Origin of the sequence: Persicitalea jodogahamensis, assembly GCF_014651615.1 — a bacterium.
Taxonomy (GTDB): domain Bacteria; phylum Bacteroidota; class Bacteroidia; order Cytophagales; family Spirosomataceae; genus Persicitalea; species Persicitalea jodogahamensis.
In genome coordinates this window covers 473,559-498,115 of the sequence record NZ_BMXF01000004.1, presented here as the reverse complement: position 1 = coordinate 498,115, position 24,557 = coordinate 473,559, and the positions used below count along the sequence as shown (strand labels likewise).

Genomic DNA, 24,557 nt, shown 5'->3' with positions numbered 1-24,557 from the left:
TTTAAAATACTAAAATGAATACCATAAAAATCCTGCTCTTGGGACTTGTCCTGAGCGCCCCTGCCCTCGCGCAACAGAATCCACAATTGTATAATCTCCCTTCACCATACGACCGCTACTCACACTACGTGGCCACGGTCCGCGGTGGTGCCGGAATTCCCATTGGTCCGTTTGCGAGTGGGTATGTCGACAAGCCTACGCTTAGGAACTATTCATTCTCGGTTGACTGGGTACTTCAAAAGCCCATCTCCATTGGGGTTGAGGTCGGGAAAACATTCTACTCTCAACGGCTTCCCCGCGCCATTTATCAGTCGGAGGAAGGTGAAATTTCGGCCGTACAAACCCGAACCATTGATTTGATGCCGATTCAGGGCGTAGTGAGCTACTACTTTGCCAAGCCAAATGCCATGATTCGTCCTTACGTGCAAGCTGCGGTCGGAGCCGATCTGTTAACTTACAGCCTTTATTATGGTAGTTTAGCCAATCAGCAGCAATCCGTCAAATTAACTTACGGGGGTGCTGCGGGTGCCAAATTTCTGTTCAAAAAGGATGGGTCCGTTGGGGCCGACATCCGGGTAAAGTACAATCAGACTTCTCTTAACTACGACTACATCGATAAGGGTGTGGGTCAAATCAACGCAACAGTGGGACTGTTTTACCGCTGGTGGTAGTAACAGTCCTTTTCTCAAATCCGAATGTCTGGCCGCGCCTTGTCTAAAAACACCATTATCCTCCTTGCCCTGGTGATCACGCTCGTGGCCGGATCGGTCACCTGGGCATGGAAAAGATTTGGGCCCACCGACACGGTGGCTTACACTATGCAAGCGGAAGATTTTCCGCTTGCAAAAACGATTGTTACCGGAGATGCCGCCTGCGACCTCTCGGTGCGCCATTACAAGCAGATAGGGCGTGAGTTGCAGTTCGAACTTTATGCCTCGGTGGGTGGGCTAGCTCCTTACAAAGTCGAAATCGCGCAGAAAAATCGTAAGTATAATTTTCCAAGTGCACCCCATCGTCCGGGTACCTGGTTTTCAATGGCTGACCTCGCCCTTTCGAACGGCCCGGCTACGATTCGAATCGAAAGCCTGGCACAGCCTGGCTGCAGTACCGTGGCTGAATTTGAATTCGATATTAGGAAAGCTAACGCAGCCCTGAGTGCCAACTCCTGGGTCCGGCACGGGAGCGAGGATATTATGCTGGACGTGCGGCCCCTACAAGCCAATGGCAAACTCTATCTTAAGGATTTTGCCAACTACAAAGATGGCCGGAATCGCTACTACCTGATTGATAACATCGTAGTGGATGGTCTCGAAAATGGCATTGAGATTAAGCCGGGCTATCTGTATTCCGTAACTGCCTGCTGGATCGATGCTCCTTACGGCGAGTGGTGGAACAAGCTGCGAAACCGTACCATGCGGCAGCAGAATATCTGGATCGCGCAAAATTCCGAAGCCCCTGCCAGCAACGCCACTGGGTTAACTCCCATCCCTATCCCGGGGTGGTTTGGATTATCCCGGGAAATGAATGTTCAGTTTGATACGAAATTTCCTGAGTTCGAACCCATTAAAGGGAAGTACGCCCTGCAATATCGGCTTAATGCCGAAGTACCCCCCGGCAATTATTTCAAACGAGGCGTCACGCATTTGCCCAAATGGGAACATGAACAGAAGGTACCTAACCAGAAACTTCACTGGACTGAGCCGCCCGGCTTTTTCAAGGATCGGGATGAGGCCTGGTTTTCCTCGCTCTCCCAAAAAGAGGTGGAAGCATTTGCCGACCAGGTGTACCCCACCGGAGTATACGCCTATGACTTCGAATTCTGGAACCGCAACTATACACCCGAAATAAAGAAACGGTTGCTGTGGTTTACCAAACGCCTTAAAAAGAAGCAGCCTGACATGGCTATATTCGATTACTGGGGCGGCCCTGCTTACCGCAACCGAAATTTCTGGAGCGACCAAAGCGATAAGATTGATCCTTCCTTTTTTAGCCGGGACTATTCCAACCCCTCCCCTTCCCACAACAATCTTACACCCGATGCGCAGGGAGAAAGCATGGCAAACTACTTTTCCATCAATATGGTGGATGTTTATCCGGTTTCATTTTTTTCCAACGACGCTGATGGTATCACGCCCAGCAACTACCTGATTCTTTCCGCCATTCATAGTTCGCGGATCAACCGACTCTTTCCGTATCAGAAAAACAACAAAACGATCTGGTTTGGCTGGAACCGCGATATGGCCCGTTACGACGACCCGGCGGTACCCTGGGTGGTTCATACCACCGCGCCCCGGGGAGAGATTATTTTCAATCAATTGGCTATGATGCCAGCCAGTCAGGCGCTCGGGCTTTCATTATTTTCTTTTGTGGAGGCCGAGGGCTATTACCTGTGGCACGACAACCAGCCGCTTGGACGGGGCGCCAACAACTACTTACTGAGCAAAGATGACTGGTATGGCTTTGAATGGTTTGCAGCGGATGGCCGAACCGATCATGCCCGGCTGCAAGGACGCCGCGACCGACCGCAATCGCCACGCTACTGGGACTACCCCACGGAGTTCTATGTGCTCGGCAACTGGATGGCCAAGCAGGTAGAGGATATTCTGGTTGGTGGCAAAAAAGTAGATCTGGACTACCAGCTGGATGGCCAATGGCGGAAAGCATCCGTGGACCAGGCCGTGCAATCTGCTGCTCGCCGGGAGCCTTTTGTGATGGCCGTAGTCAATCAAGGCAAGATCGCGGTTCTGGGAATCGACTCTTTTCAGAAACCCAATGAGTCACGAGAAGTAACGATTCGACTGCCCAATGGAAAAACCGAGCGCATACAACTCTATGGCAATTGGCCCGGGCTGTACCGGGGTACTTTGTGAAAGCTTTTCAAGAACGATTTTATATTTAATCGATCTCCTTTACAGGATATCTACGGTTCGATTCTGCTCGGTCATCGGGAGTTAGTATAGAGAGCCGTAAACCTGGCGTTGTTATTTGCCCCCCTCCTTCCGCCTGAAATGATAGTGGTACAGGTTCTGATTACTCACCGTGGTTGCAAACGAGTCTATGAATTCCCAGCCATTGGCTTCCATGTAGTTGATAGCGTCCACTAGGCTTTTGAACTCCCTTCTCTTGCCAGTGGCTGCATCGAGCAACAACGCGCTCTTCCCGCCCTGTTTAATCTCCTGGCCGTAGTCGATGATGGCCGTCACCTCAGAGGAGAACAACTTTACGGTCGCCACTAGTCGGCAGATCTTCACCTCCGGCATGTCGTTGATGTTCACATCGCCCATAATTACCTGGGCACTTGCGTAGGAGGACATGAAAACAGCAAGAATAAGAAAAACTGATCTCATAAAAAGTTATTTAAAATGAATAAAAACCAAAGTGAAATTCTGAAATTTCTACTTGGTTTTACTGCCAAACAGGTATTTATTCTCTCGTTGATTTTCTAGCTGGAAAACGTTGGCTGCATTCCTGCTGCAGGAAAACCAGATCTCGTGAAATATAGGATACCCTAATGCCCTCGAAGACAATTTTTGAGAAAATGAATGGGTTGGTGCAAGCCCTCATTCCTGAGCGGAAACTGAGGTAGTTTAGTTCCGCGATAATTGGTCCAATCTACTTCCGGAAACGAATCGAGTACTTGGCCTGAAAAACAGAAAGGCCCACTATTTCTAGTGGGCCTTTTGTGTCGGCAATAAGCCACTTGCGTGACCCATAGGGTATTCCTTAATTAATCATCTATTATTCTGTAAATCAGGAATTTTAATGTTTATTAAAATATACTCTCAGGAACAAATCAGGAACAAAATCGACCAAGATTCTATATAGCCATGTTCAATTGATTTTCAACTCCCGTATGTACTAGTTTTGCTGCTTTGCTAAGTTTTGTTAATGCTAATTTACATCGTTGATCTTTGTTATCAATTGCCGTTATCGGCAAGTTTATTCTCAAGATATCCTTTAGCACCTTGCCATGTTGTTCAGTAAACAATGGAGGAACAGCCTCACCAATCATTTCTCTGATATTTGAATGTCCGTATTTTTTGGGTGCATCTCCCCATTGAAATTCATCATCCATTGTTTGCAAATAAGCGCATTCCAATGTGCTCAATAATCGGTTTTCATATGGGTGAATTGTATTGTGGCTACCAGTATGGCTTGAAGCTGTTAAAATTGTGGATGAGGGCTTATTTGCATCTATTCGTTTGTAACTGGTACGAAACCCTTTTATTAATCGTGGAGTACCATTTTTCTCAAAAACAATAGGTTTTGGAAGCAATGATTTACACATCGAGCAAGTTACTGCTACTGTGTCAAGCTCTTCATGTTGACAATTCGGACATGTATTGTTTTGCCAAGCACTTTTACCGCTATAAGGCGGAATAGCTGCTACCATTTTATAGCGTTCTGTATTCCAAATTGGCACACTGTGCAAACCTTTTCCAGCCAGCTCAGCATTCGAAGCATCCAGACTTTTTAAACCAAATGATGTCAATGCCTCTACAATGGTCGTCGGAGGGCTCTCCCAAGGCTTAGGATAGGGGGCCAACCCAATCTTCTGCAATAATTTCAAAGCGGGCTGATCCTTTCTAACAAATGTCAGAAAACATCGTTTGCGAGTTTGGGGTATACCAAATTCGCACATATCAAGAACAATTGGAAATACCTCATAGGTTTCCTTTAACTTTTCGATGAGCAATAAGGAAGCGGTTACAGGCTCATTGGTATCAGGATGACGAACTTTCTTAGTTAAAAACTCTGTCACATTTTCAACCACGATCAATTTAGGCTCTAAGGCCATGGCAACTTCTGCGATCACGACGGCTAAAAGATTTCGTTTATCCTTTGAACCTGCATCAGCATCATCGTGAAAACCGCGTTGACCACGTGCACTACTCATTCCTTGGCAAGGAGGACAGGCTGCAAGCAGAGAAAGCGGGAAACTATGAGATCTTTTTTTGTACTCTTCTACTACTTGAGGCCACGTTTCCCTCAGATCTCCTTTTATACCTTTTGCTTTTGGGTGGTTTAAAAGACACACTTCCAAGCGTTTCTCTTGAAGTTCTGCCATAACCTCAAAACGAAAGCCAGCTCGACGGTATCCAAAATCTCCTGCTCCACAGTTTGAAAATAGGCTAACTGCGTATAATGGATCTTCACCGTCCTTTCCATGTTTCATAATGCTTTAATCAACGTTTAATTTCTTTCTAATTTTATTAATTATATTCTCAGGAGATTGAATCAAGTAAATGTTGGTTTCCTCGCTAAGTTGAACTAGTGGATAAGCTAATGTCCGAAGTGCCTCTATTACACTCCTGAATTCTGTTAATTCAATATTCATTTTTTTATAGCCGTAGTCAAGCCAAACTCCACGTATGGGAATCGCTACTCCTTCTGCGTTTTCATTTCCTTGAGATTCCCATATTTGATTCAATAATGTTACCGAGTCGATCTTCTCAAAGGGCTTACTTAAATTCTCGATCCGCTCTAACTTTCGTTTTGGCGTCTCAATCTCTGTAAAAACTGGTTTGATAGTGTCGAGCGAGTAAGCATGTTCCTTTACTGCGTAAAGCAGTTCGTTTAATGCTTCTACAGTCATGATCGATACGTTCCCCATGCTGCTACATTCCTGCAGTATAGCAGGATTTTCGTTATTCTCGAATCCGGCGAATTTGCGGGAGATAATTACTGCATGGTCCGCCCCAGCAGCAGTCCGGTGGGCATTGGCTCCACCTGTCTCAGCATCGTCGTTTTTCAAGGCTTTTGTCACACTGAGTGATGTCATGGCCTTTGCTTCGAAAATAAGCTTGTATGATTCGTCGCCACAATAAGCTTTAACAAATACATCTTTCTTGCCACTTGCACCGTCTCGTTCCGCATTGAATCCGATCTCCTTGAGCACTTCAACCAGTGCCGTTTCGAATGGTTCTCCTGATTTGTAAGAAGCATCCATCAGATTTTGAGTCAAAGTATATGGGTTTTTTTTATCTCTTTGCGACAATTTCCTGTACAAATCATCACGCCAGAGCATAATCCTGCGCACTTGCTGGTCAGATACACCCAAATCATATAAGTGGCCTTCAAACAAAAGCTCAGAAACGGCAATAATTTCGAACTCCCTAATTGCTTTGGCGCTTATTTTACCTGATCCCAATTCATGCTGAAGCTTTTGGTAATAGGGATGCAAAGAGTTAATTTTAAATCCATCCGAGACAGAAAACGTCGATACATGCTCTGATTTACTGATAGGCTGTGTATTGATTTTTGGATCTTTAAAGTCAAAACCCAGTTCCTCCTGTGCACCGTTTTTAACCCACAACGCAGCTAAGGGCTCCATGAATAAAGAAGGAGACATCACTGGGAAAATATAATCGAATTTGGCCTCCTGTTGTTTGGCATCATACAGCGAACGTTGGGCTTTATTAATCGCTTTGTAAACAGCATTTTGTAAGATTTCCAACTCGGCGACCTTAGGCGTTCCCTCAGTGATACGCTCTCGGTCAGCTAGCAAATCCTCATCTAGTCCATCTATATGAAGAATAAACTGGGCATTATAAAAAGTTAGAAAGGAGGGATCGCTACGTAAAAATAACTGCGCATCGTCGAGATTGACAAGCCGATCCCTAACAAAAATAAAGAAACCGTGGCTACGCCCTTCCTCTGATTTTTTGTAACCAAATAAAGAATCCTTGTATAAACGTAAATATCCCCAGACTTTACCTAGTTCAGGAAAACTGACATAATCTATGGCTTCGGACGGATTATCCTTATTAAGCCCAAATTCCGTTCCGTAAGTAATTGAGCCATCCACACTTCCTTCCTTTATCCCTTCCTTCCATTCTGAATCTAGATATTGTTTTATCTCTTCTTGCCCAAAATTCCAATTTAAGCTAATGCCTGTTTTCAACAACTTCGATACTACTTCCAAGTCGTCTACATACACTTTAAAATCTGGTTTCACGGGTAAAGCATTACCAATTACCCATCGAAGTCGACCTTGAGTAATGTCTTCTCGCTTGATCTTGTCAATCACGGCAAATGTCCATGATTCTTGAACAAAAAAGCTTTCAAAATCTAGGGGAAGATCGGAAAAGCACTGTATAATAGACGATTTTGCTTCTTCCTCACTTAGCTTCTGTATTGGTACGCTTTTTCTAGTCTGATCCGTATCTTTTTGATCCATCAGTAAATTGTAATCTACCGCAACCAAAAAATAGCCGTTTGTAGTTTTGCAATAATGTGTAATACTATCGCCAACTGTATAACTGGCAATTTTACCAATCCCGAATTTGCCGATAACTTTCCGGTGTACACCTTTTTTGTCTAATATCTCTCTGGATGTACCACTTTTTGGACTATCAGCAAGTTTCCAAAGCTTTTTGATTCCCTCTACATCCATCGACTCTCCGTCGTCCCACACGATGATTTTTTGGGTGTAAGCACCAGGCACATATACTCGTACCCAATCAGCACCGGCATCATACCCGTTAATAACTAGCTCCTCTATCGCCTTATTAGGGGAACTGTACAAGTGTTTGGAAAAGTGTTCAATGATATGATAATCAATATCTAGCGTAACTTGATCGACTTCCACTCCTACTTGCTCGACTGCTGCTTCTGCTAGCTCCTCTTCCTGTGTATTGGGTTCCATAACTGTTTTTGAGGGTTTGTAGAGAAAATTCGTGCCGCTTTCTGCGACAAGAAAGTGCAAAGTTAAATTCCGAAGAAATGATATTATTGTCCTAACGAATTTTTGTGTTTCTCTATCCTTATATCTCCAAAAAATTGATTTGCCTTATATAAAAATTACAGATGGATTGCAGAATCAAGAAGGAGTCAACAAATCATGATGTTATACACATTGGCTCGTGCCACCACTCGTACGAAGCCAGATAAAGATACCTGCAGTTCGATTCTGCTCGCTCATCGAGAATTGGTATATAGGGCTGTGAAAACCAGCTACACTGCTCCGGCGGCCACGTGCCTGTTAGGAAAGATGCGTTCGCTGGGTTATCGTTAAATCCAGCCTTCTTACTTCTCCCCCTCCTTCCGCCTGAAATGATAGCGGTATACGTTCACATCCATCGTGTTATCCTTATAAACAGCCGAATCCACATATTCCCAGCCATTGGCCTCCATATATTGGACTGCAGCTACGTGTGAATTGAACTCCCGTCTCTTTCTGGTAGCCTGGTCCAGTACGTACATGCCATCGTCGCCTCGTTTGGCTTCCTGACCGTAGTCGATGTTGATCATCACTTTGGGGGATAGGAATTTATGATCGATTATCATCTCACAAAACTTCACCTCCGGCATGTCGTTGATGTTCACATCGCCCACAATTACCTGGGCACTTGCGTAGGAGGACATGAAAACAGCAAGAATAAGGAAAACTGATCTCATAAAAAGTTATTTAAAATGAATAAAAACCAAAGTGAAATTCTGAAATTTCTACTTGGTTTTATTGCCAAACAGGTATTTATTCGCTCGTTGATTTTCCAGGTGGTAAACATGGGCTGCATTCCTGCTGCAGGAAAACCAGATCACGTGAAATATTGAATATTAAAATGCCCTCGAAGACAATTCCTCGAAGACAATTTTTGAGAAAATGAATGGGTTGGCGCAAGCCCTCATTCCTGAGCGGAAACTGAGGTAGTTTAGTTCCACGATAATTGGTCCAATCTACTTCCGGAAACGAATCGGGTACTTAGCCTGAAAAACAGAAAGGCCCACTATTTCTAGCGGGCCTTTTGTGTCGGCAATAAGCCACTTGCGTGACCCATAGGGGAATCGAACCCCTGTTTCAACCGTGAAAGGGTCGTGTCCTAACCGCTAGACGAATGGGCCGACTGGTCCCTTTTTTTCGTGTATGGAAAACACTTTCCTTTCGAATTCCGCTTTCATTTCCTGAAAACGTGGTGCAAAGATGGTAGGATGATTTTAAATATCCAAAACCTTCCCACAAAAAAAATTGAGGTATTTCAGAAAGCATTCATTTACAGCCCCTTTATTTTTAAAAATTTCAATATTTCAAGAGCAGATGTCTTCCCGACCAGCGAAAACGACATTTTTTGGTATTTTTGGAATCTCCTTTTTGCCATTCTAAATCGCCCCGATGAAAAAAATCGTATTCTCGCTGGTTCTGTTTGCTTCCTCCTGCCCCATATTTGCCCAAAACCCTACTCCTGAATCTTTCCTCGGCTACCCGCTTGGCAGCCGCTTCTCGTTCCACCATCGTATCGCCGACTATGTCAGGACGCTGGCCGAGAAAAACCCCGACCGGGTCAAGCTCATCCCTTATGGCTCCACTTACGAAGGCCGGCCATTGTTGGTAGCGGTGGTCGCTTCACCGGGAAATCTGGCGAGAATCGAGACCATACGAACCGATAATCTGAAAAGCATCGGGATGCTGCCGGGAAGCCCATCGGGCCCGGTACCGGCCATTGCGTGGCTGAGCTACAACGTTCATGGCAATGAGGCGGTGTCGTCGGAGTCGGTGATGAAGGTCATGTATGAACTACTCAACACAAACAACCCGACTACGCAGGAAATCCTTAAAAATACGGTTGTGTTGCTCGATCCCTGCATCAACCCGGATGGCCGCGACCGTTACGCGCAATGGTACAACCGTGTAATGGGCATGCCCAACAATCCGACGCCCTGGTCGTGGGAGCACAACGAGCCCTGGCCCGGCGGTCGGCCCAACCACTACCTTTTTGACCTTAACCGCGACTGGGCGTGGCAGGTCCAGAAGGAGTCGCAGGAGCGCATCAGGCTGTATAACCAGTGGATGCCGCACTTACACGCTGACTTCCACGAAATGGGTTCTGCTGCCTCCTACTACTTCCCGCCAGCCTCCAAGCCTTTTCACAAGGATATCACCAGCTGGCAGCGCGAATTCAATAACATTCTGGGGACGTACAGCCGCAAGTACTTTGATAAAAACAACTGGTTGTACTTCACCCGCAACAACTACGACCTATTCTACCCCAGTTACGGCGATACCTGGCCGACTTACAACGGCGCCATCGGTATGACCTACGAACAGGGCGGCGGCGGCCGGGCGGGTGTGGCCATCGCCCGCGAGGACGAAGGCGACACGCTTACGCTTTCCTCCCGCATCAACCATCACTTCGCCACCAGCATGTCGACGCTGGAGGCGATTTCGTCGCGGGCCGAGCAGACCGTGCAGGAGTTCAAAAAATATTATGACAAAGCCCAGAATGACCCTATTGGTACTTTTAAAACGTACGTGGTGAAGACCAAAGGCAACGAAGGACGGGTGCGCGCCTTGATCGAGTTGCTGGACAAGCAAGGCATCCGCTACGGCCAGGCCGGCAAGGATTTCACAGCCAAAGCCACCAATCTGGGGGATTTGAAAGAGGGAAATGGCAAATTCGGAACGGGCGATCTGCTCATCAGTGCCTATCAACCCAAATCATCCTTGCTCAAAATTCTGTTTGAAGCACGGCCGGAGTTGGAAGATTCGATTACTTATGACATCACCAGCTGGGGATTGGCGTACGCTTACGGTCTGGATGCCTTTGGCCTAAAAGAAAAGTTAACCCCCGACACCTATACTCCGCAAACCTTCAATAATCAGGTTCCGGCCCAGGCGCCTTACGCCTACCTGGCCCGCTGGAACTCTCTGGACGATTTGAAATTTCTGGCCAGAATTCTGGATAAAAAAATCCGCTTACGCACCTCCAATGTCCCCTTCGAGATCGACAATCAAAGTTTTGGGGAGGGTACTTTGGTGATTACGCGTAAGGGAAATGAAGCGATGGGTGCGGAATTTGACCGGCTATTGACACAAATTGCCAATGAGTGCCACGTTGTGCTGACGCCCGTGCAGACAGGTTTCGTGACTTCCGGATCCGATTTTGGCTCGAACACCGTATCGCCGCTGACGGCCCCCAAGGTGGCTGTGCTGGCCGGAGAGGGGGTTTCCTCACTGGCTTTCGGCGAGGTGTGGCATTACTTTGAACAGCAAATAAACTACCCGATCTCGGTGGTGGAGGTTGAAAACTTTTCCCGGATGCCGTGGAATGAGATCGACGTCCTGATTATGCCCTCTGGTAGTTACGGCAAAATCCTAAGCGAGACCGCCCTGAACCAGCTGAAAGAATGGATACGGAATGGGGGCAGGCTGATCGCCATGGAAAGGGCCGCGTCTGCATTTGTCGATAAGTCAGGTTTCGGCATCAAGACCAAAAAATCGGATGACAAAAAGGACAAGGAATCTCCCCTGAAAGTCTATGCCAATCGCGAGCGAGAATCGGCGAGTGACGACACACCGGGAAGTATCTTCCGGGTAAAGCTGGATGCTACGCACCCACTGGCATTTGGGTACTCGGGCGAGTATTACGGCTTAATACGCAGCACCTACGACTTTGAATACTTGCCGGAAGGATGGAATGTAGGGTACCTTGAAGACGATAGCTACCTGGCGGGATTTGCCGGGACGAATGCCAAAAAGAAATTGAAAAACACCCTCGTGTTTGGGGTACAGGAAATGGGAAGAGGTCAGGTGATTTACATGGCCGACAATCCGCTATTCCGCGGATTCTGGTACAATGGCAAATTGTTGTTTGGAAATGCCGTTTTCAGGTAGAAAGTACCATTAACTTCCGTGAAGAAATATGTGCGGAGATCGCTGGTCTACATTGCGATCTCCGCCTTAAATGACGAGCGTTATTCTATAAAACCTTCCCTTGCCATCGCCGTCCGGAGTTTTTCCGAAAGCCCGGAGGAAGCCTTCAGCAACGGCAAGCGAACCTCAGAACCGCAAACGCCCTTAATTGACAGACATTCCTTGATCCCGACCGGATTGGCTTCGGCATAGAGCAGCGTGTCAAAATCAATGAACGAGAATTGCAAGGCAGCCGCTTCGGCGAAGCGTCCTTCCAAGGCGTGCCAGGTCAGGTCGTGAAATTCCTTGGGAAAGGCGTTGGCGACGACAGAAATGACTCCGTGCCAACCCACACTTATCATGGGCACCACCAGATTGTCATCCCCCGAGAGCAGCAGAAAGTCTTTGGGGGCGTTCCAGGCAAGTTCCATGTATTGCTCAATGGTGGAACAGGCATCTTTCAGGCCGATTATGTTCGGGTGCCCGGCTAATTCCAAAACGGTCTCAGGCAGGATGTTGACCACCGTACGTCCCGGGACGTTGTAAAGTACCACCGGAACGGGTGAGGCATCGGCGATGGCGGTGAAATGCGCGATGATCCCCGCCTGAGTAGGTTTATTGTAATAAGGGCAAACCGAAAGAATCGCGTCCACCCCGTCGAAATCCGTGGCGGCTATATTTTTCAAGACCTGCCGGGTATCGTTCCCTCCCAATCCAAACATGATGGGCAGTTTTTTGGGATTATGCGCCTTTGTAAATTTGAGCAGTGCCTGTTTCTCCTCGAATGTCGTGGTCGGCGACTCGCCGGTAGTACCATTGACGACCAGATAATCGGTTCCGCCGTCGGAAACAAAATCGATGAGCCTTTTCAGTCCATCGAAGTCAATTTCTAAATTTTCATTGAAAGGGGTCACCAGGGCCACGCCCACGCCTTTGAAAAGCATCTTTTTAAATTTTTGAATGAGTATTTGGGAGAGTTGAGAAAGTTGGGTAGTGCAAATGAAAGCGAATTATTCAATCATTCTATCATTTCAGTTGGCAAAATTCTCGTTAAGCATAGCAACAAAATCATCTTCTGAGAGGATCGTCACCCCAAGTCGCTTCGCTTTTTCGAGCTTGGAGGGGCCCATGTTGTCGCCCGCGAGGAGGTAGTTTAGCTTGCCGGAAACGCCACTAAGTACCCGGCCTCCATTGGCTTCGACTTTGATTTTCAACTCATCCCTACCAAAGTTTTGAAAAACACCGGAAATGACAAAGGTTTTCCCGGCCAGAGCATTTCCCTCCATTTCGATTGGTTTGTCGTCCGTCTCGAATGTAAGGCCGGTCTTTTGCAGGCGTTCGATGAGTACCTGATTAGCAGGGTCGGCAAAGTACTCTTTCACGCTCTGGGCGATGCGCTCGCCTATCTCCGGCACATTGACCAACTCCTCCATCGTGGCGCTCATCAGGGCGTCCATCGTCCGGAAGTAGTTTGCCAGCTTCTCTCCCACCGTGGCGCCCACATACCGGATGCCCAGGCCGAACAGGAGGTTTTTGAATGGAGCCTTTTTCGAGCTTTCAATACCCTTCAAAATGTTTTCAACCGTCTTTTCCCGAAAACTTATCTTCTTGGTCTTTCCAGTTTCTTCATTGAAGATGTCTTTTTCCAGGCCGAATAAATCGTCGTAGGACAAATCATAAAGATCGGCTACCGTATGGATCAGCCCTTTATCGAACAATAGTTCAATTTTTCCCTCGCCGAGGCTATCGATATTCATAGCCCGCCGCTGGATGAAATGCTCGATCTTACCCCTGAGCTGCGGAGGGCAGCCCCGGTCATTGGGGCAATAGAACGCCACTTCCCCTTCATTGCGCACCAATTCGGTGCCGCATTCGGGGCAGTGTGTCGGAAAATGAATGGTTTCCGTTTCGAAAAGATTTCGCTGGGTATGATCGACGGCCGTAATCTTTGGGATGATTTCTCCGCTTTTCTCGACAAATACTGTATCGCCGATGCGGAGTTCAAGCCGTTCCAATTCGTTGGCATTGTGCAGGGTAGCGCGTTTTACCTGGGTACCTGACAAGTGTACACCTTTGACTTTATCGTACGGTTTGTTGCGTTCGTGTAGCCCCGACAAATTGGCCACGGGCGTGACGGCCCCCGTGCGCCCGACCTGATAGGATACGAAACGAAGCAGCGCGGGTTTGTTTTCAGCTTTGTATTTGAAAGCAATGGCCCAGCGCGGACTTTTGGAAGTACTGCCCAGCTCACGTTGCTGGGCGTAAGAATTGACTTTCAATACGATGCCGTCCGTCGCGAGGGGTAGTTCGAAGCGTTTTTCTTCCCAAACGTGGATGAATTCAAGTGCTTCATCGATAGTCTGGCATTTTTTCCAGCCCGGCGAGACATTGAAGCCCCAACTTTTCAGAGCCAGCAGGCTTTCTTCGTGGGACTGAAAAACGTCATCATCGCTCAGAAATGAGTAAACGTAACAATCCAGCCCGCGCCGGGCGGTTTCGGCAGAATCCTGCAATTTGAAGGCTCCGGAAGCGGCATTGCGCGGGTTAGCGTAAGGCGCATCGCCCGTGGCGTCAAGCTCGGCATTCAACCGCTCAAACGACCGCAAAGGCAAGAATCCCTCCCCACGAATTTCAAAGACGGAGGGGATATTTTCAGATTGTATACTCAACGGCAGCGAACGGATTGTTTTCACATTTTCGGTGATTTCGTCGCCCCGGCTGCCATCCCCCCGCGTCACGCCTTGTTTCAGTACCCCGTTTTCGTAGGAAAAGCTTAATGAGATCCCGTCGAATTTGAGCTCGCAGATGTATTCATACGCTTCCCCCGGAAGTAGTTTTCGCACCCTTTCATCAAAGTCCCGCAGTTCCTGCTCGTTGTAGGTGTTGTCCAACGATTGCATCGGGTAGCGGTGGTAGACCGTCGGAAATTCCTTGGTGATGGTACCGCCGACACGTTGCGTGGGCGAGTCGGCCTTTTTGAGTTCTGGAAATTCTTTCTCAATTTCCGCCAGCTCTTTTAACAGCAAGTCGAATTCCTGATCCGAAACTTCGGAAACATCGTCCTGATAATAGCGGCTGTTGTAGTAATTTAGCTTCTCGGTGAGTTCAGAAACTCGAACAACGGGGTTCATAAAAACCTATTTTTTTGATAATCAATCACTTTTCAACCACTTAGTCTAATCAATGCTGTTATCGCAGCAGAAATACCTATTTTCGTTCAAAACTAATAAAAATGCCCCTAATCGCCCCCTCTATCCTGGCCGCCGACTTCGCCAACCTGCAGCGCGACGTTGAAATGATCAACCACAGCGCGGCTGAATACATCCATGTCGACGTTATGGATGGCCGCTTTGTTCCCAATATTTCCTTCGGGATGCCCGTCTGCGCGGCAGTAAAACGGCACGCCCAAAAACCGCTCGACGTGCACCTGATGATCGTGGAGCCGGAGCGCTACCTGGAAGATTTCCGCAAGGCAGGTGCCGATATTATTACCGTGCACATTGAGGCATGTCCCAACCTTCACCGAACCTTACAGCACATCAAGGAATTGGGTGCCCAGGCAAGCGTGGCCATCAACCCCCACACGCCGGTTGCTTCTTTGTCCGAAATATTGGGGGAGGTATCTCAGGTTTTGATTATGTCGGTCAATCCGGGATTCGGCGGTCAGAGTTTTATCGAAAACACGTATCGGAAAGTACGGGAGCTGGTAGAGCTGCGGGCCGATGCCGGGGTGAATTTCGATATCGAGGTAGATGGAGGCGTGAATCTCGACAATGCCCCGCTCCTGGTGGATGCGGGAGTGGATGTGCTGGTAGCGGGAAGCTTTGTTTTCAAATCGAACGATCCGGTGGCTACGATTCAGGCCTTGAAGGGTGTCGAAACGGACTAGTTTCCAGTATAAAACCGCCGTTCGAGGTATCCGGGTACGGTCCTGTCAGTTTCCTTAAAACGTTACGATTGCATATGAAAAAAATCTCCTCCTCGCTCCTGCTGCTCCTTTTTTCCTTATCCAGCCTGCTGGCTCAGAACGACTATTTTTTTCCTGGTAAGAAATTCAACCCCAATATTCTCACTCCTGATGCTTTTCTGGGCTATTCCATTGGGTCACAGCACACCCGCTACGATCGACTGGTATCCTACTTTGAGTATTTGAGTCAGGCATCTGACCGCGTTAAGTTTCAGACCACAGGGCGCACCTACGAGTATCGATCTCAGCTCATGGTGGCATTCAGCAGTCCGGAAAACCTGAAAAATCTGGAAAATATCCGAAAGCAGCATCTAACCCTGGTTGACCCGACTTCCAAAGTACCGGATGTAAAGACAATGCCCGTGGTGATGCAACTTGGCTACAATGTCCACGGCAACGAAGCGTCAGGGGGAGAAGCATCGATCCTTACCGCGTATTATTTGGCTGCCTGCGAAGATTTTGAAGTTCAAACTACCTTGAAAGAAGCGGTGATTTTCATAGAACCCGTCATCAATCCGGATGGTCGGGACCGGTTCGTCAACTGGGTCAATATGCACAAGGGAATGCCTCCTGTCTCGGACCCCAATGACCGCGAACACAACGAAGTCTGGCCAAGCGGCAGGGTGAATCACTATTGGTTCGACCTGAATCGGGACTGGTTCCTGGCGGTTCACCGGGAAAGTCGCAACCGCCTTAACTTCTACCACCAATGGTACCCCAATGTCGTCACGGACCATCACGAAATGGGCACCAATTCGACGCATTTTTTTGAGCCTTCCAAGCAGAGTGCCGAAAACCCGCTGGTTCCCAGCTACGTTTACCGAAACTTGAACGACTCTTTTGCTAAGTACTTTGAAGAAGCCATGAATCAGATCGGTTCTCTTTACTATACAAAGGAATCATTCGATAATTTGTATCCCGGTTATGGGTCAAGTTACCCCGACATCCAAGGGGGCATTGGTTTTCTGTTCGAGCAGGGTAGTTCGCGTGGGCATGTGCAGGATAGTCAGCACGGGGTGCTGACATTCGCTTTTGCGGTTCGCAACCACTTAGTGAATGCCATCGCCACGATTAAGGGAGGAGTAGCGCAGCGTGAGGACTTGCTCAGATTTCAGCGCGAGTTCTTCGAAACGGCGATTTCATCGGCAAATAAAAGTGCAGTAAAGGGATATGTGGTGGGTTCAGAAACGGATCCCGCGCGCAACCGCGCTTTATTGAATACGTTGCTTTCGCACCGTATCGAGGTGTACCCCTTGAATTCGGAATTCAAACAGAATGGCAAAACGTTCAAACCGGACCAGGCGTACTATGTTCCGGTTACTCAGCCTCAGTATCGGATGGTGCAGTCCATTTTTGAGAAACCCGTCACTTTTGCCGATAGCATTTTCTACGATGCATCGGCCTGGAACCTGCCGCTGGCGTACGGACTCCCCCACGCCGAAGTCAAGTCAGGGTCGGTACCGGTGGGCAACAAACTGACATTTGACGCCCTTGCATTTCAACCAAAATCCGTCACCCAGAGTAGGTACGCCTACCTGCTCGCGGCGGAAGACTTTAACACCCACAAGGCTTTGTACCAATTGCTAGTGGAGGGGTACTTTGTAAAGGTCGGTCAAAAACCTTTTCGCATCACCACCGACCAGGGCGAAAGGTCTTTCGGATATGGTACTTTGATCATTCCGGTGCAAGCCCAGAAGAAATCGAGTGATGCCCTTTTTGCCAAACTGAAAGACATTTCCACCAACACGGGAGTAAATTTCTATTCGGTAAATACCGGATACAGTTCCGAGGGCGTGGATTTGGGCAGTAATAATTTTGGCACGGTCAAAACCCCCAAAGTCCTGATGCCGATTGGCTCAGGAACCAGCCAATACGAGGCGGGAGAAGTGTGGTACATGCTGGACAACTACGTAGGAATGCCAATCACCAAAGTGGATATGGACCAAATGGGCCGTGTCAACCTCAGCGATTATGATGTCATGGTCATGGTCAACGGCCAGTATCCCACTGATGCCAAATTTCTGGGCAAAGTGACGACATGGGTAGAGGCGGGCGGTACTCTCATAACCTTCAAGTCAGCTTCGGAATGGGTGATCAAAAACCAAATCGCCAAGGGCAAAATCCGGGAACTGAAAGAGAAAGACAGTACCGCCACCAAAGTCCGTATTGACTACGAAAAAGCCTCCGACAACGAAGGGTCGCGGTATACGGGCGGGGCCATTTTTTCAGCCGACCTGGACAATACCAACCCGCTCGGCTTTGGATATACCGAGCGTACTATCGCCCTCTATCGCAATAGCAATACCCTACTGGAGGTGTCTGAAAGCCCCTACAATACGGTTATAAAGTACGATGCGAATCCGCTGCTGAATGGATATGTCCACCCGGGTACTTTAAAGAAGATTTCCAGCTCGGCAGGATTATTAGTCAGCAGCCGGGGGCGGGGCAACGTTATCATGTTTTCCGACAACCCGAATTTTCGCGGAACCTGGTTGGGGACCTCAAAGCTATTCTTCAACGCGTTATTCTACGGAAATAAAATAGCCACCCCCGCTCCAGGCAATCAGGAGAAGTAATTTAGCCTGACAATCGGCCGCAAAAAGGTGATTTTTGGCTTGATTTTGGCTTGATTTTACCTTATTTTTCATCATCCACTTTTGATAGTTGATCAGGTGCGAGGACGTATGGAATCACAAGCGGGGTTCGTTAAATCAAAATACATTGGACACCATATTCATGAACAGTGCTAGCCTGTGGAGGCTCGTTTTCAAGAGGCCTTATTCTTACCTGCTTTTGGTTTTATTGTACTCTAACGGGATTCAAGCGCAGGAACAATGGGCTTCCAAAATATTGGGGTACTCCTCAGAGTACCGACCGGGCCCATACGGCAAGGAGTACCGCGCTATTCAGATTCTGGGGCATCCCAACAAACTGCCAAGCGTAGGAAATAGCCCCTGCGCGTGGTCGCCGGCGCAGGTCAATTCGGTAGAAGAAGAATGGATAAAGGTCGGTTTCGAGAAAACGATCCCGTTGCGGCAGGTGGCGATTGCCGAGAATTTCAATGCCGGGGCTATCGTGAAGGTATTTGCTTATGACGAGAAGTCCGGCGAACACCTTCTGGTGGAAAACTCTATCTCTCCTTCAAAAGAATTGGGCCGGATGACCTACATCTTCCCATCAGATTCCTCCCTGAATGTCAATGCCATCAAGGTAGTTTTGCAACCTTCCAGGGTGCTAGGTTTCAATCAGATCGATGCAATCGGCATTTCAAGTACCACTACCCCCATGCGTGGAACCATCAACCTGACTGCAGATACACCCAAGGATTTGCAGAAGGAGAATCTAGGGAAGGCCGTCAACAGCAAAGGGCAGGAAGTAGCCCCGGTGATATCGCCGGATGGTCGCCTGCTGTTTTTTACCCGGGGAAAGTACGATGGTAACATCGGGGACCCCAATAACCAGGATGTATGGGTATCCAGCATGGGAACCGACAATGTGTGGGGTGAGGCCACCAACCTTAAGGCTCCAATTAATAATACCGGCGACAACGCGATCACAGGGATTTCGCCTGACGGAAAGACCGTTTATTTACTGAATGTCTACCGTCCCGATGGCAGCATGATCGAAGGGCTGTCCAAGTCGACCCGAACCCGGGATGGATGGAGTTTCCCAAAAGAATGCCGGATCAGAAACCACTACAACGAACACGAGAAAAAGTACACTGAGTTTGCAATTTCCTCCAAAGGGAAGGTGATGGTACTTTCGGTGCAGCGACGAGACACCGAAGGAAACAAAGACCTTTACGTCAGTTTTCTGCAACCCGATGATACTTGGTCGGAGCCCAAGCACATGGGGACGGTGATCAATACTCCGGATTATGAGGGATCACCCTTCATCGCTTCCGATGACAAAACACTGTACTTTACCTCTGCCGGATTCAGTGGTTTTGGCAATGGTGACATCTACCTCAGCCGCCGGCTCGACGACACCTGGACCAACTGGTCGGAACCCGAAAACCTCGGCCCGGCGATCAACACGCCGCAGTGGGATGGCTACTTCAACATTCCCGCCTCAGCCGATTACGCCTACCTGAGCTCCATGGAAAATTCCATGGGCGAGGAGGACATCTTCCGCGTTCGACTCTTTCCAGCAATCAAGCCGGAACCTGTGGCGATTATTTCGGGAAATGTAGTGGATGCCGAAACCAGGCAACTGATGAGCGCCGACGTGGTTGCCGACATCAAGAAAACCAACGAGGAATTTGCGCGGGCTTCTTTCGAGCCTGAAACCGGGGAATATAAAATGATACTGCCATTGAAGGAGTTGTATCGTATCACGGCTAACCAGAAAGGGTACTTTCCCGTAACGGAAGAAGTCAACTTGACGAACGAATCTAATTTCCGGACTATCCGAAAAAATATCCTTTTGATTCCGATCAAAGAGGGGCAAAAAATCCGACTAAGCCAGATAATGTTTTCTCAAAGCAGCGCGGATGTGGAGAAGCCTTCAATTCCGGAAATGGAGCGCATCGTTAAAATGATGACTGAATACCCGAATATGGATATTTTACTGGAAGGTCACACCGACAATGTGGGTGACTGGCAGAAAAACGTGAAGCTTTCAGAAGATCGGGTTCTGGCGGTAAAAAAATTCCTGAATAGTCGGGGAATTAGTTTGCAGCGGATTCAGACAAAAGCCTGGGGGCCCGCAAACCCGATTACGTCAAATCTTACAGAAGAAACCCGACAATGGAATCGTCGGGTGGAATTCACTATTCTGAAGATGTGACAGTTTTCGGCCAGCAAATGCCTATCAAATCATCACTAAATCAATTTATCGGGCGTTATAGGCAGTTCCCTGACGCGCTTTCCGGTAGCATTGAATACCGCATTGGCCACAGCAGCAGCCACTCCGACGATCCCTACCTCACCGATTCCTTTTACGCCTAATTTGTTGGAAGCCGTATCATCTTCGCGAATGAAAATCACTTCCATTTCGCCGATATCCAGATTGGCCGGTATGTGGTAATCAGCCAGAGAGCGGGAGACAAAATTACCCCAACGCGGGTCCATGGCAGATTCTTCAGTGAGCGCCATACCAATCCCCCACACATTGCCGCCAATGATCTGGGAGCGGGCCGTTTTAGGGTTCAGGATTCGACCTGCTCCGGTTACAGCCAAAAAACGATTGACCCGCACCATTCCCGTAAACTTATGAACCCAAACCTCGGCAAAATTGGCATTGAAACTATGGGAAGAGTATTCTTCCGCACTTGCCGGGGCTTCTGATTGAACGCTGGACTGAAAGTTTTCGATTTTTTCTGAAACCATCAGTTGTGCGGCCGTTGGACGGGCAAAAAACTGCTTTCCCGATTTGGCGATCAACTCCTCCGTGGCTTTCTGGCACACATCGTTCACTACATTGGCGTAGCTCATGGCACCCACCGAACCTACCGACCCGGCGGCAGGTGGCAAATCAGAGTCGCCGATTTTGACGACAATTTTATCAACTGGAATCCCCAAAGCATCGGCGGCAGTTTGGGCTAAAATAGTGTAAGTACCCGTCCCAAGATCCGCAGCGGCAAGTTCAACGGTGGCCTGCACTACGCTGCCTTCGCGCTTCAGCAGTACATTGGCTGAACTCGGCCTTTGATGTGCCGGATAAGTACCGCAGGCCACACCATGCCCTACCCAATAATCGCCTTGCTCATTTTGGCGCGGTTGTGCTTTTCTTTTTTCCCAGCCAAAGGCCTTGGCACCCTCTTTCAAACATTGCGCCGTTGCCCGCGTCGACCAGGGCTTACCATTGGACGGATCACGCGCCGGCTCGTTTCTGAGCCTGAATTCAATCGGATCGATGTTAAGCTTATGCGCCAGTTCATCCATCCCGGATTCCAAAGCGAAACTACCCGTGGATTTGCCGGGGCCTCGGGTGTAAGTAGGCAGGATGACGTTCATCGGAACGACCCGGTAGCTAATCAGCGAATTCGGTGTGTCATACATCAGCTTTGAACAATCACCGCAGGGCTCCACGAATTCTTCGTCGATAGCCGAGTGGGTCGTCGTTTCGTGAGCCAGGGCCATCAGCTTGCCGTCGGCAGTGGCGGCGAGACTGATTTTTTGTTGATTCCGCTGCCGGAGTCCAACAGAGTTAACCATTTGGTGACGCGTCAGGGCCAGCTTTACCGGACGCATTGCCACCTTGGCGGCTACCGCGGTCAGCACCAGGTTGGCCCATTGCCCGCCTTTGGAGCCGAATCCACCACCGATATAAGGCGTGACGATCCGGACATTTTCCGGTTTGATATTGAGCGTTTTTGCGGCAGAGTTTTGCGCTCCGTTCACAATTTGGGCACTGCTGTATAGCGTTAGTCGATCACCTTCCCACTCGGCAATGGCTGCGTGGGGCTCCATGGGATGATGGTGTTCAATGGGGGTACTGTAAACTTCCTCAATTTTTAGGCTGGCTTGATTGAGTGCAGCCCTTGCATCCCCGCGCTTTTCATCTTCACGGTCTTTGGAGGGCATGGCTTTGGATGCAAGGCTCTCAAAATTAACCTGGGGAGAGGCTTCCTGGTATTGGAACTCGACCAGACTTGCTGCGTAGATTGCCTGTTCAAAGGTTTCGGCCACTACCATTCCGATAGTTTGACCGAAAAATTTTATTTCAGGACTTTGCAGCAAAGCACCTCCCCTTATACCGCCTTTTTCGTTAAGCTTTGGCGAATTTTGGTGAGAAATGACCGCAAGTACCCCCGGTGTTTTTTCAGCCTGGGCCGAGTTGACCTCCCTGATTTTCCCCGCAGCAATTGTGCTTTTAACAAGCACAGCATACGCTACATTATCGATCGGGTGATCCAACGAATAGTCTGCTTTGCCGGTGACCTTCAATATCCCGTCAATACGGCTGAGCGGCGAACCGACCATTTTTTTTACATCTTCCATAAAATCTTAGGTGATAATGTTCAGGACTTCCCTCCCCGCACCGCCATTTCCAGGGCGTGGACAATACTCCGCTTTCCCAACTCAACCTTAAAGCGGTTGTGTTCCAATGGGCGGGCCTCAGCCATTTCGGCGGCGGCGGCCAACTGGAAATTCTCAGCCGACGTTTCTTTTCCTATTAGATAGTCTTCAGCTTTGCGTGCCCGCCACGGTTTGTGAGCCACGCCCCCCATCGCAATTCTGACCTGTTTTATACGTGAGCCTTCCAACTCCAAAGCCGCCCCAACCGAAACCAGCGCAAATGCATATGAAGCCCGATCACGTACTTTTAAGTAGTAAGAATGTTTTGCGAAATTACTTTTTGGCAACTCGATGGCTACGATCAATTCTCCGGTCTCGAGGTTTGTCTCTTTTTCCGGAGTATCACCGGGTAAACGGTGAAAATCGGCAAATGAAATATCGCGCTCACGGCCATCAGGAGTGCTGACTTTAATGATTGCATCCAGGGCAGATAACGCAATGGCCATATCCGACGGATATACGGCCACACATTTCTCGGACCAGCCAAAAATGGCGTGATTCCGGTTGACGCCTTCCCGCGCTCCGCAACCCGACGCCCCTTCGTACCGGCCCGGCTCGCGCTTGTTACAAGGCATGGACACTTCGTAGAAATAGGGACAACGGGTCCGTTGCAACATGTTCCCCCCGTTCGTCGCCATGTTTCTTATCTGCCCGGAGGCTCCGGCCAGAATGGCCTGAGTCAATAAGGGGTAGTTTTGCCGGACAAGAGGATGATTGGCAGCATCCGTATTTCTGCCTAGTGCTCCCAACGAAAGTCCGCCCGAAGGCAGCGCTTTGATTTGAGAAAGGGTCAGATTCGTCAGATCAATCAATTCATCTGGACGCTCAACGTCCTCTTTCATCAGATCGATCAGATTGGTGCCACCCGCCAAAAATTTGGCATTGGGGTTTTCAGCAGCTATCCGGGTGGCCGAAGCAGCATCTGTGGCCCGGGTGTATTTGAATGGTTTCATATTCTCGGTTACGCTCAAATCGATATCCTGGCCAGGCTCAGAATAGTAAATGGTGAAAATAATGTCAGCCAACCATCTGCCAGCTTTGCTCAACAGATTTACCACTGTAAACTTCCTGAATGGCGGCAACGATGTTGGGATAGGCGCCACACCGGCACAGGTTGCCCGACATCCGCTCCTTGATTTCCTCTTCCGAAAGCTGTATAGGTTTGACCGGGCGCTGAACATTTTCCGTCACGTAGCTTAAATCGCCTTTTCTGGCTTCGTCCAGCAACGCTACCGCGGAGCAAATCTGACCGGGAGTACAGAAGCCGCACTGAAAACCATCATCTTTTATAAATGCCGTTTGCACCGGATGAAGCTGATTGCCATTTGCTACGCCTTCAATTGTTTTGACCGTCCGGCCTTCACAACTTGCCGCCAACGTAAGACATGACAAGACACGCCGACCGTCCAATATCACCGTACACGCGCCGCACTGACCATGATCACAGCCTTTTTTTGTTCCTGTCAGATGCAGCCTTTCCCGCAGCGTATCCAGCAAAGTCATCCGTGAATCTACCTCGACCTTTCTGGCGCTGCCATTCACATTGAAGGCTACCTCGACTCCATTTTCAATGGATGTCAGTGAAAAATCCTGCGACGCTGTGCTTAACGGTCGGGCAAGTACCTGCTCGGCAGCGGCGGACTGGTACGCCAGCACCCCACCACCTGTCAGCGCCATCAATTTCAGGAAATGCCGTCTATTGACCCCGGTGTCAAGAATCTCTTTTAAATCCTCGGGCATAAGATCCTTGAAAAGTTGTTTCTCATCCTCGGTCAACTGCTGCGAATTGTTTTCGTCCATTATTTCAGAAATCATGAAATAGGTTTAACTAAAACTACCTATCAGGGAGCGGAGTAGGTACTTTTGGGAAAGTAATTTAGTAATAACGAAGCACTAAATCTTAATGTTTTCTATTTTAAATGAATTGCTCGCCTGCTCG

General features: G+C 48.6%; 16 protein-coding genes and 1 tRNA gene. 7 read left to right on the top strand and 10 right to left on the bottom strand.

Annotated features, from left to right (window positions below; genetic code table 11):
* Positions 1 to 14 precede the first annotated feature (14 nt).
* A complete protein-coding gene (locus IE117_RS20460) occupies positions 15 to 671 on the top strand; it encodes a porin family protein (RefSeq protein ID WP_189566599.1) in 657 nt (218 codons plus the stop codon).
* 24 nt (positions 672 to 695) lie between these two features.
* On the top strand, positions 696 to 2,870 hold the full coding sequence (locus IE117_RS20455; protein WP_229581210.1) for a hypothetical protein: 2,175 nt from the start codon (positions 696 to 698) through the stop codon (positions 2,868 to 2,870).
* A gap of 111 nt (positions 2,871 to 2,981) precedes the next feature.
* Here IE117_RS20455 and IE117_RS20450 read toward each other — a convergent pair whose 3' ends face one another.
* The 4 genes from IE117_RS20450 to IE117_RS20435 form a co-directional block, all read right to left on the bottom strand.
* Complete coding sequence (locus tag IE117_RS20450; protein WP_189566597.1) at positions 2,982 to 3,314, bottom strand: hypothetical protein; 333 nt, start codon at positions 3,312 to 3,314, stop codon at positions 2,982 to 2,984.
* Positions 3,315 to 3,817: 503 nt separating this feature from the next.
* The gene (locus IE117_RS20445) at positions 3,818 to 5,176 is read right to left on the bottom strand and encodes a DNA cytosine methyltransferase (protein WP_189566595.1); all 1,359 of its coding nucleotides are present in this window, start codon (positions 5,174 to 5,176) and stop codon (positions 3,818 to 3,820) included.
* A gap of 6 nt (positions 5,177 to 5,182) precedes the next feature.
* Positions 5,183 to 7,648, bottom strand: a complete 2,466-nt coding sequence (locus IE117_RS20440) for an ATP-binding protein (RefSeq protein WP_189566593.1) — start codon at positions 7,646 to 7,648, stop codon at positions 5,183 to 5,185.
* Between the two features lie 380 nt (positions 7,649 to 8,028).
* Positions 8,029 to 8,367, bottom strand: coding sequence for a hypothetical protein (locus IE117_RS20435; protein ID WP_189566591.1), 339 nt, complete (start codon positions 8,365 to 8,367; stop codon positions 8,029 to 8,031).
* A gap of 48 nt (positions 8,368 to 8,415) precedes the next feature.
* Between IE117_RS20435 and IE117_RS26280 the strand changes: the two genes are divergently transcribed.
* Positions 8,416 to 8,556, top strand: coding sequence for a hypothetical protein (locus IE117_RS26280; protein ID WP_229581207.1), 141 nt, complete (start codon positions 8,416 to 8,418; stop codon positions 8,554 to 8,556).
* Positions 8,557 to 8,772: 216 nt separating this feature from the next.
* On the opposite strand, the gene IE117_RS20430 is transcribed toward IE117_RS26280, so the two are convergent.
* Positions 8,773 to 8,844 (bottom strand) — tRNA-Glu (locus tag IE117_RS20430).
* 268 nt (positions 8,845 to 9,112) lie between these two features.
* Here IE117_RS20430 and IE117_RS20425 point away from each other — a divergent pair.
* The gene (locus tag IE117_RS20425) at positions 9,113 to 11,611 is read left to right on the top strand and encodes a M14 family metallopeptidase (protein WP_189566589.1); all 2,499 of its coding nucleotides are present in this window, start codon (positions 9,113 to 9,115) and stop codon (positions 11,609 to 11,611) included.
* An 80-nt stretch (positions 11,612 to 11,691) separates the two neighbouring features.
* Here IE117_RS20425 and dapA read toward each other — a convergent pair whose 3' ends face one another.
* Together dapA and ligA are read right to left on the bottom strand one after the other, a co-directional pair.
* Positions 11,692 to 12,573 (bottom strand): 4-hydroxy-tetrahydrodipicolinate synthase, encoded by an 882-nt coding sequence (gene dapA, locus IE117_RS20420; protein WP_189566587.1) that lies wholly within the window; start codon positions 12,571 to 12,573, stop codon positions 11,692 to 11,694.
* An 87-nt stretch (positions 12,574 to 12,660) separates the two neighbouring features.
* On the bottom strand, positions 12,661 to 14,760 hold the full coding sequence (ligA, locus tag IE117_RS20415; RefSeq protein ID WP_189566585.1) for an NAD-dependent DNA ligase LigA: 2,100 nt from the start codon (positions 14,758 to 14,760) through the stop codon (positions 12,661 to 12,663).
* Positions 14,761 to 14,861: 101 nt separating this feature from the next.
* On the opposite strand from ligA, the gene rpe reads away from it, so the two are divergent.
* From rpe to IE117_RS20400, 3 genes are all read left to right on the top strand, one after another.
* Complete coding sequence (gene rpe, locus IE117_RS20410) at positions 14,862 to 15,518, top strand: ribulose-phosphate 3-epimerase (protein WP_189566583.1); 657 nt, start codon at positions 14,862 to 14,864, stop codon at positions 15,516 to 15,518.
* A 74-nt stretch (positions 15,519 to 15,592) separates the two neighbouring features.
* On the top strand, positions 15,593 to 18,172 hold the full coding sequence (locus tag IE117_RS20405; RefSeq protein ID WP_189566581.1) for a M14 family metallopeptidase: 2,580 nt from the start codon (positions 15,593 to 15,595) through the stop codon (positions 18,170 to 18,172).
* 160 nt (positions 18,173 to 18,332) lie between these two features.
* Complete coding sequence (locus tag IE117_RS20400) at positions 18,333 to 20,384, top strand: OmpA family protein (RefSeq protein ID WP_189566579.1); 2,052 nt, start codon at positions 18,333 to 18,335, stop codon at positions 20,382 to 20,384.
* A gap of 35 nt (positions 20,385 to 20,419) precedes the next feature.
* Here the strand turns inward: IE117_RS20400 and IE117_RS20395 are convergent, their stop codons facing one another.
* From IE117_RS20395 to IE117_RS20385, 3 genes are all read right to left on the bottom strand, one after another.
* Positions 20,420 to 22,540 carry a xanthine dehydrogenase family protein molybdopterin-binding subunit gene (locus IE117_RS20395; RefSeq protein ID WP_189566578.1) on the bottom strand — a complete coding sequence of 707 codons (2,121 nt, stop codon included), beginning with the start codon at positions 22,538 to 22,540 and terminating at the stop codon, positions 20,420 to 20,422.
* A 20-nt stretch (positions 22,541 to 22,560) separates the two neighbouring features.
* Positions 22,561 to 23,571: an FAD binding domain-containing protein gene (locus tag IE117_RS20390; protein WP_189566576.1), complete on the bottom strand. Its 1,011-nt coding sequence runs from the start codon at positions 23,569 to 23,571 to the stop codon at positions 22,561 to 22,563.
* Positions 23,572 to 23,635: 64 nt separating this feature from the next.
* Positions 23,636 to 24,433, bottom strand: coding sequence for a 2Fe-2S iron-sulfur cluster-binding protein (locus IE117_RS20385; protein ID WP_229581205.1), 798 nt, complete (start codon positions 24,431 to 24,433; stop codon positions 23,636 to 23,638).
* Positions 24,434 to 24,557 lie beyond the last annotated feature (124 nt).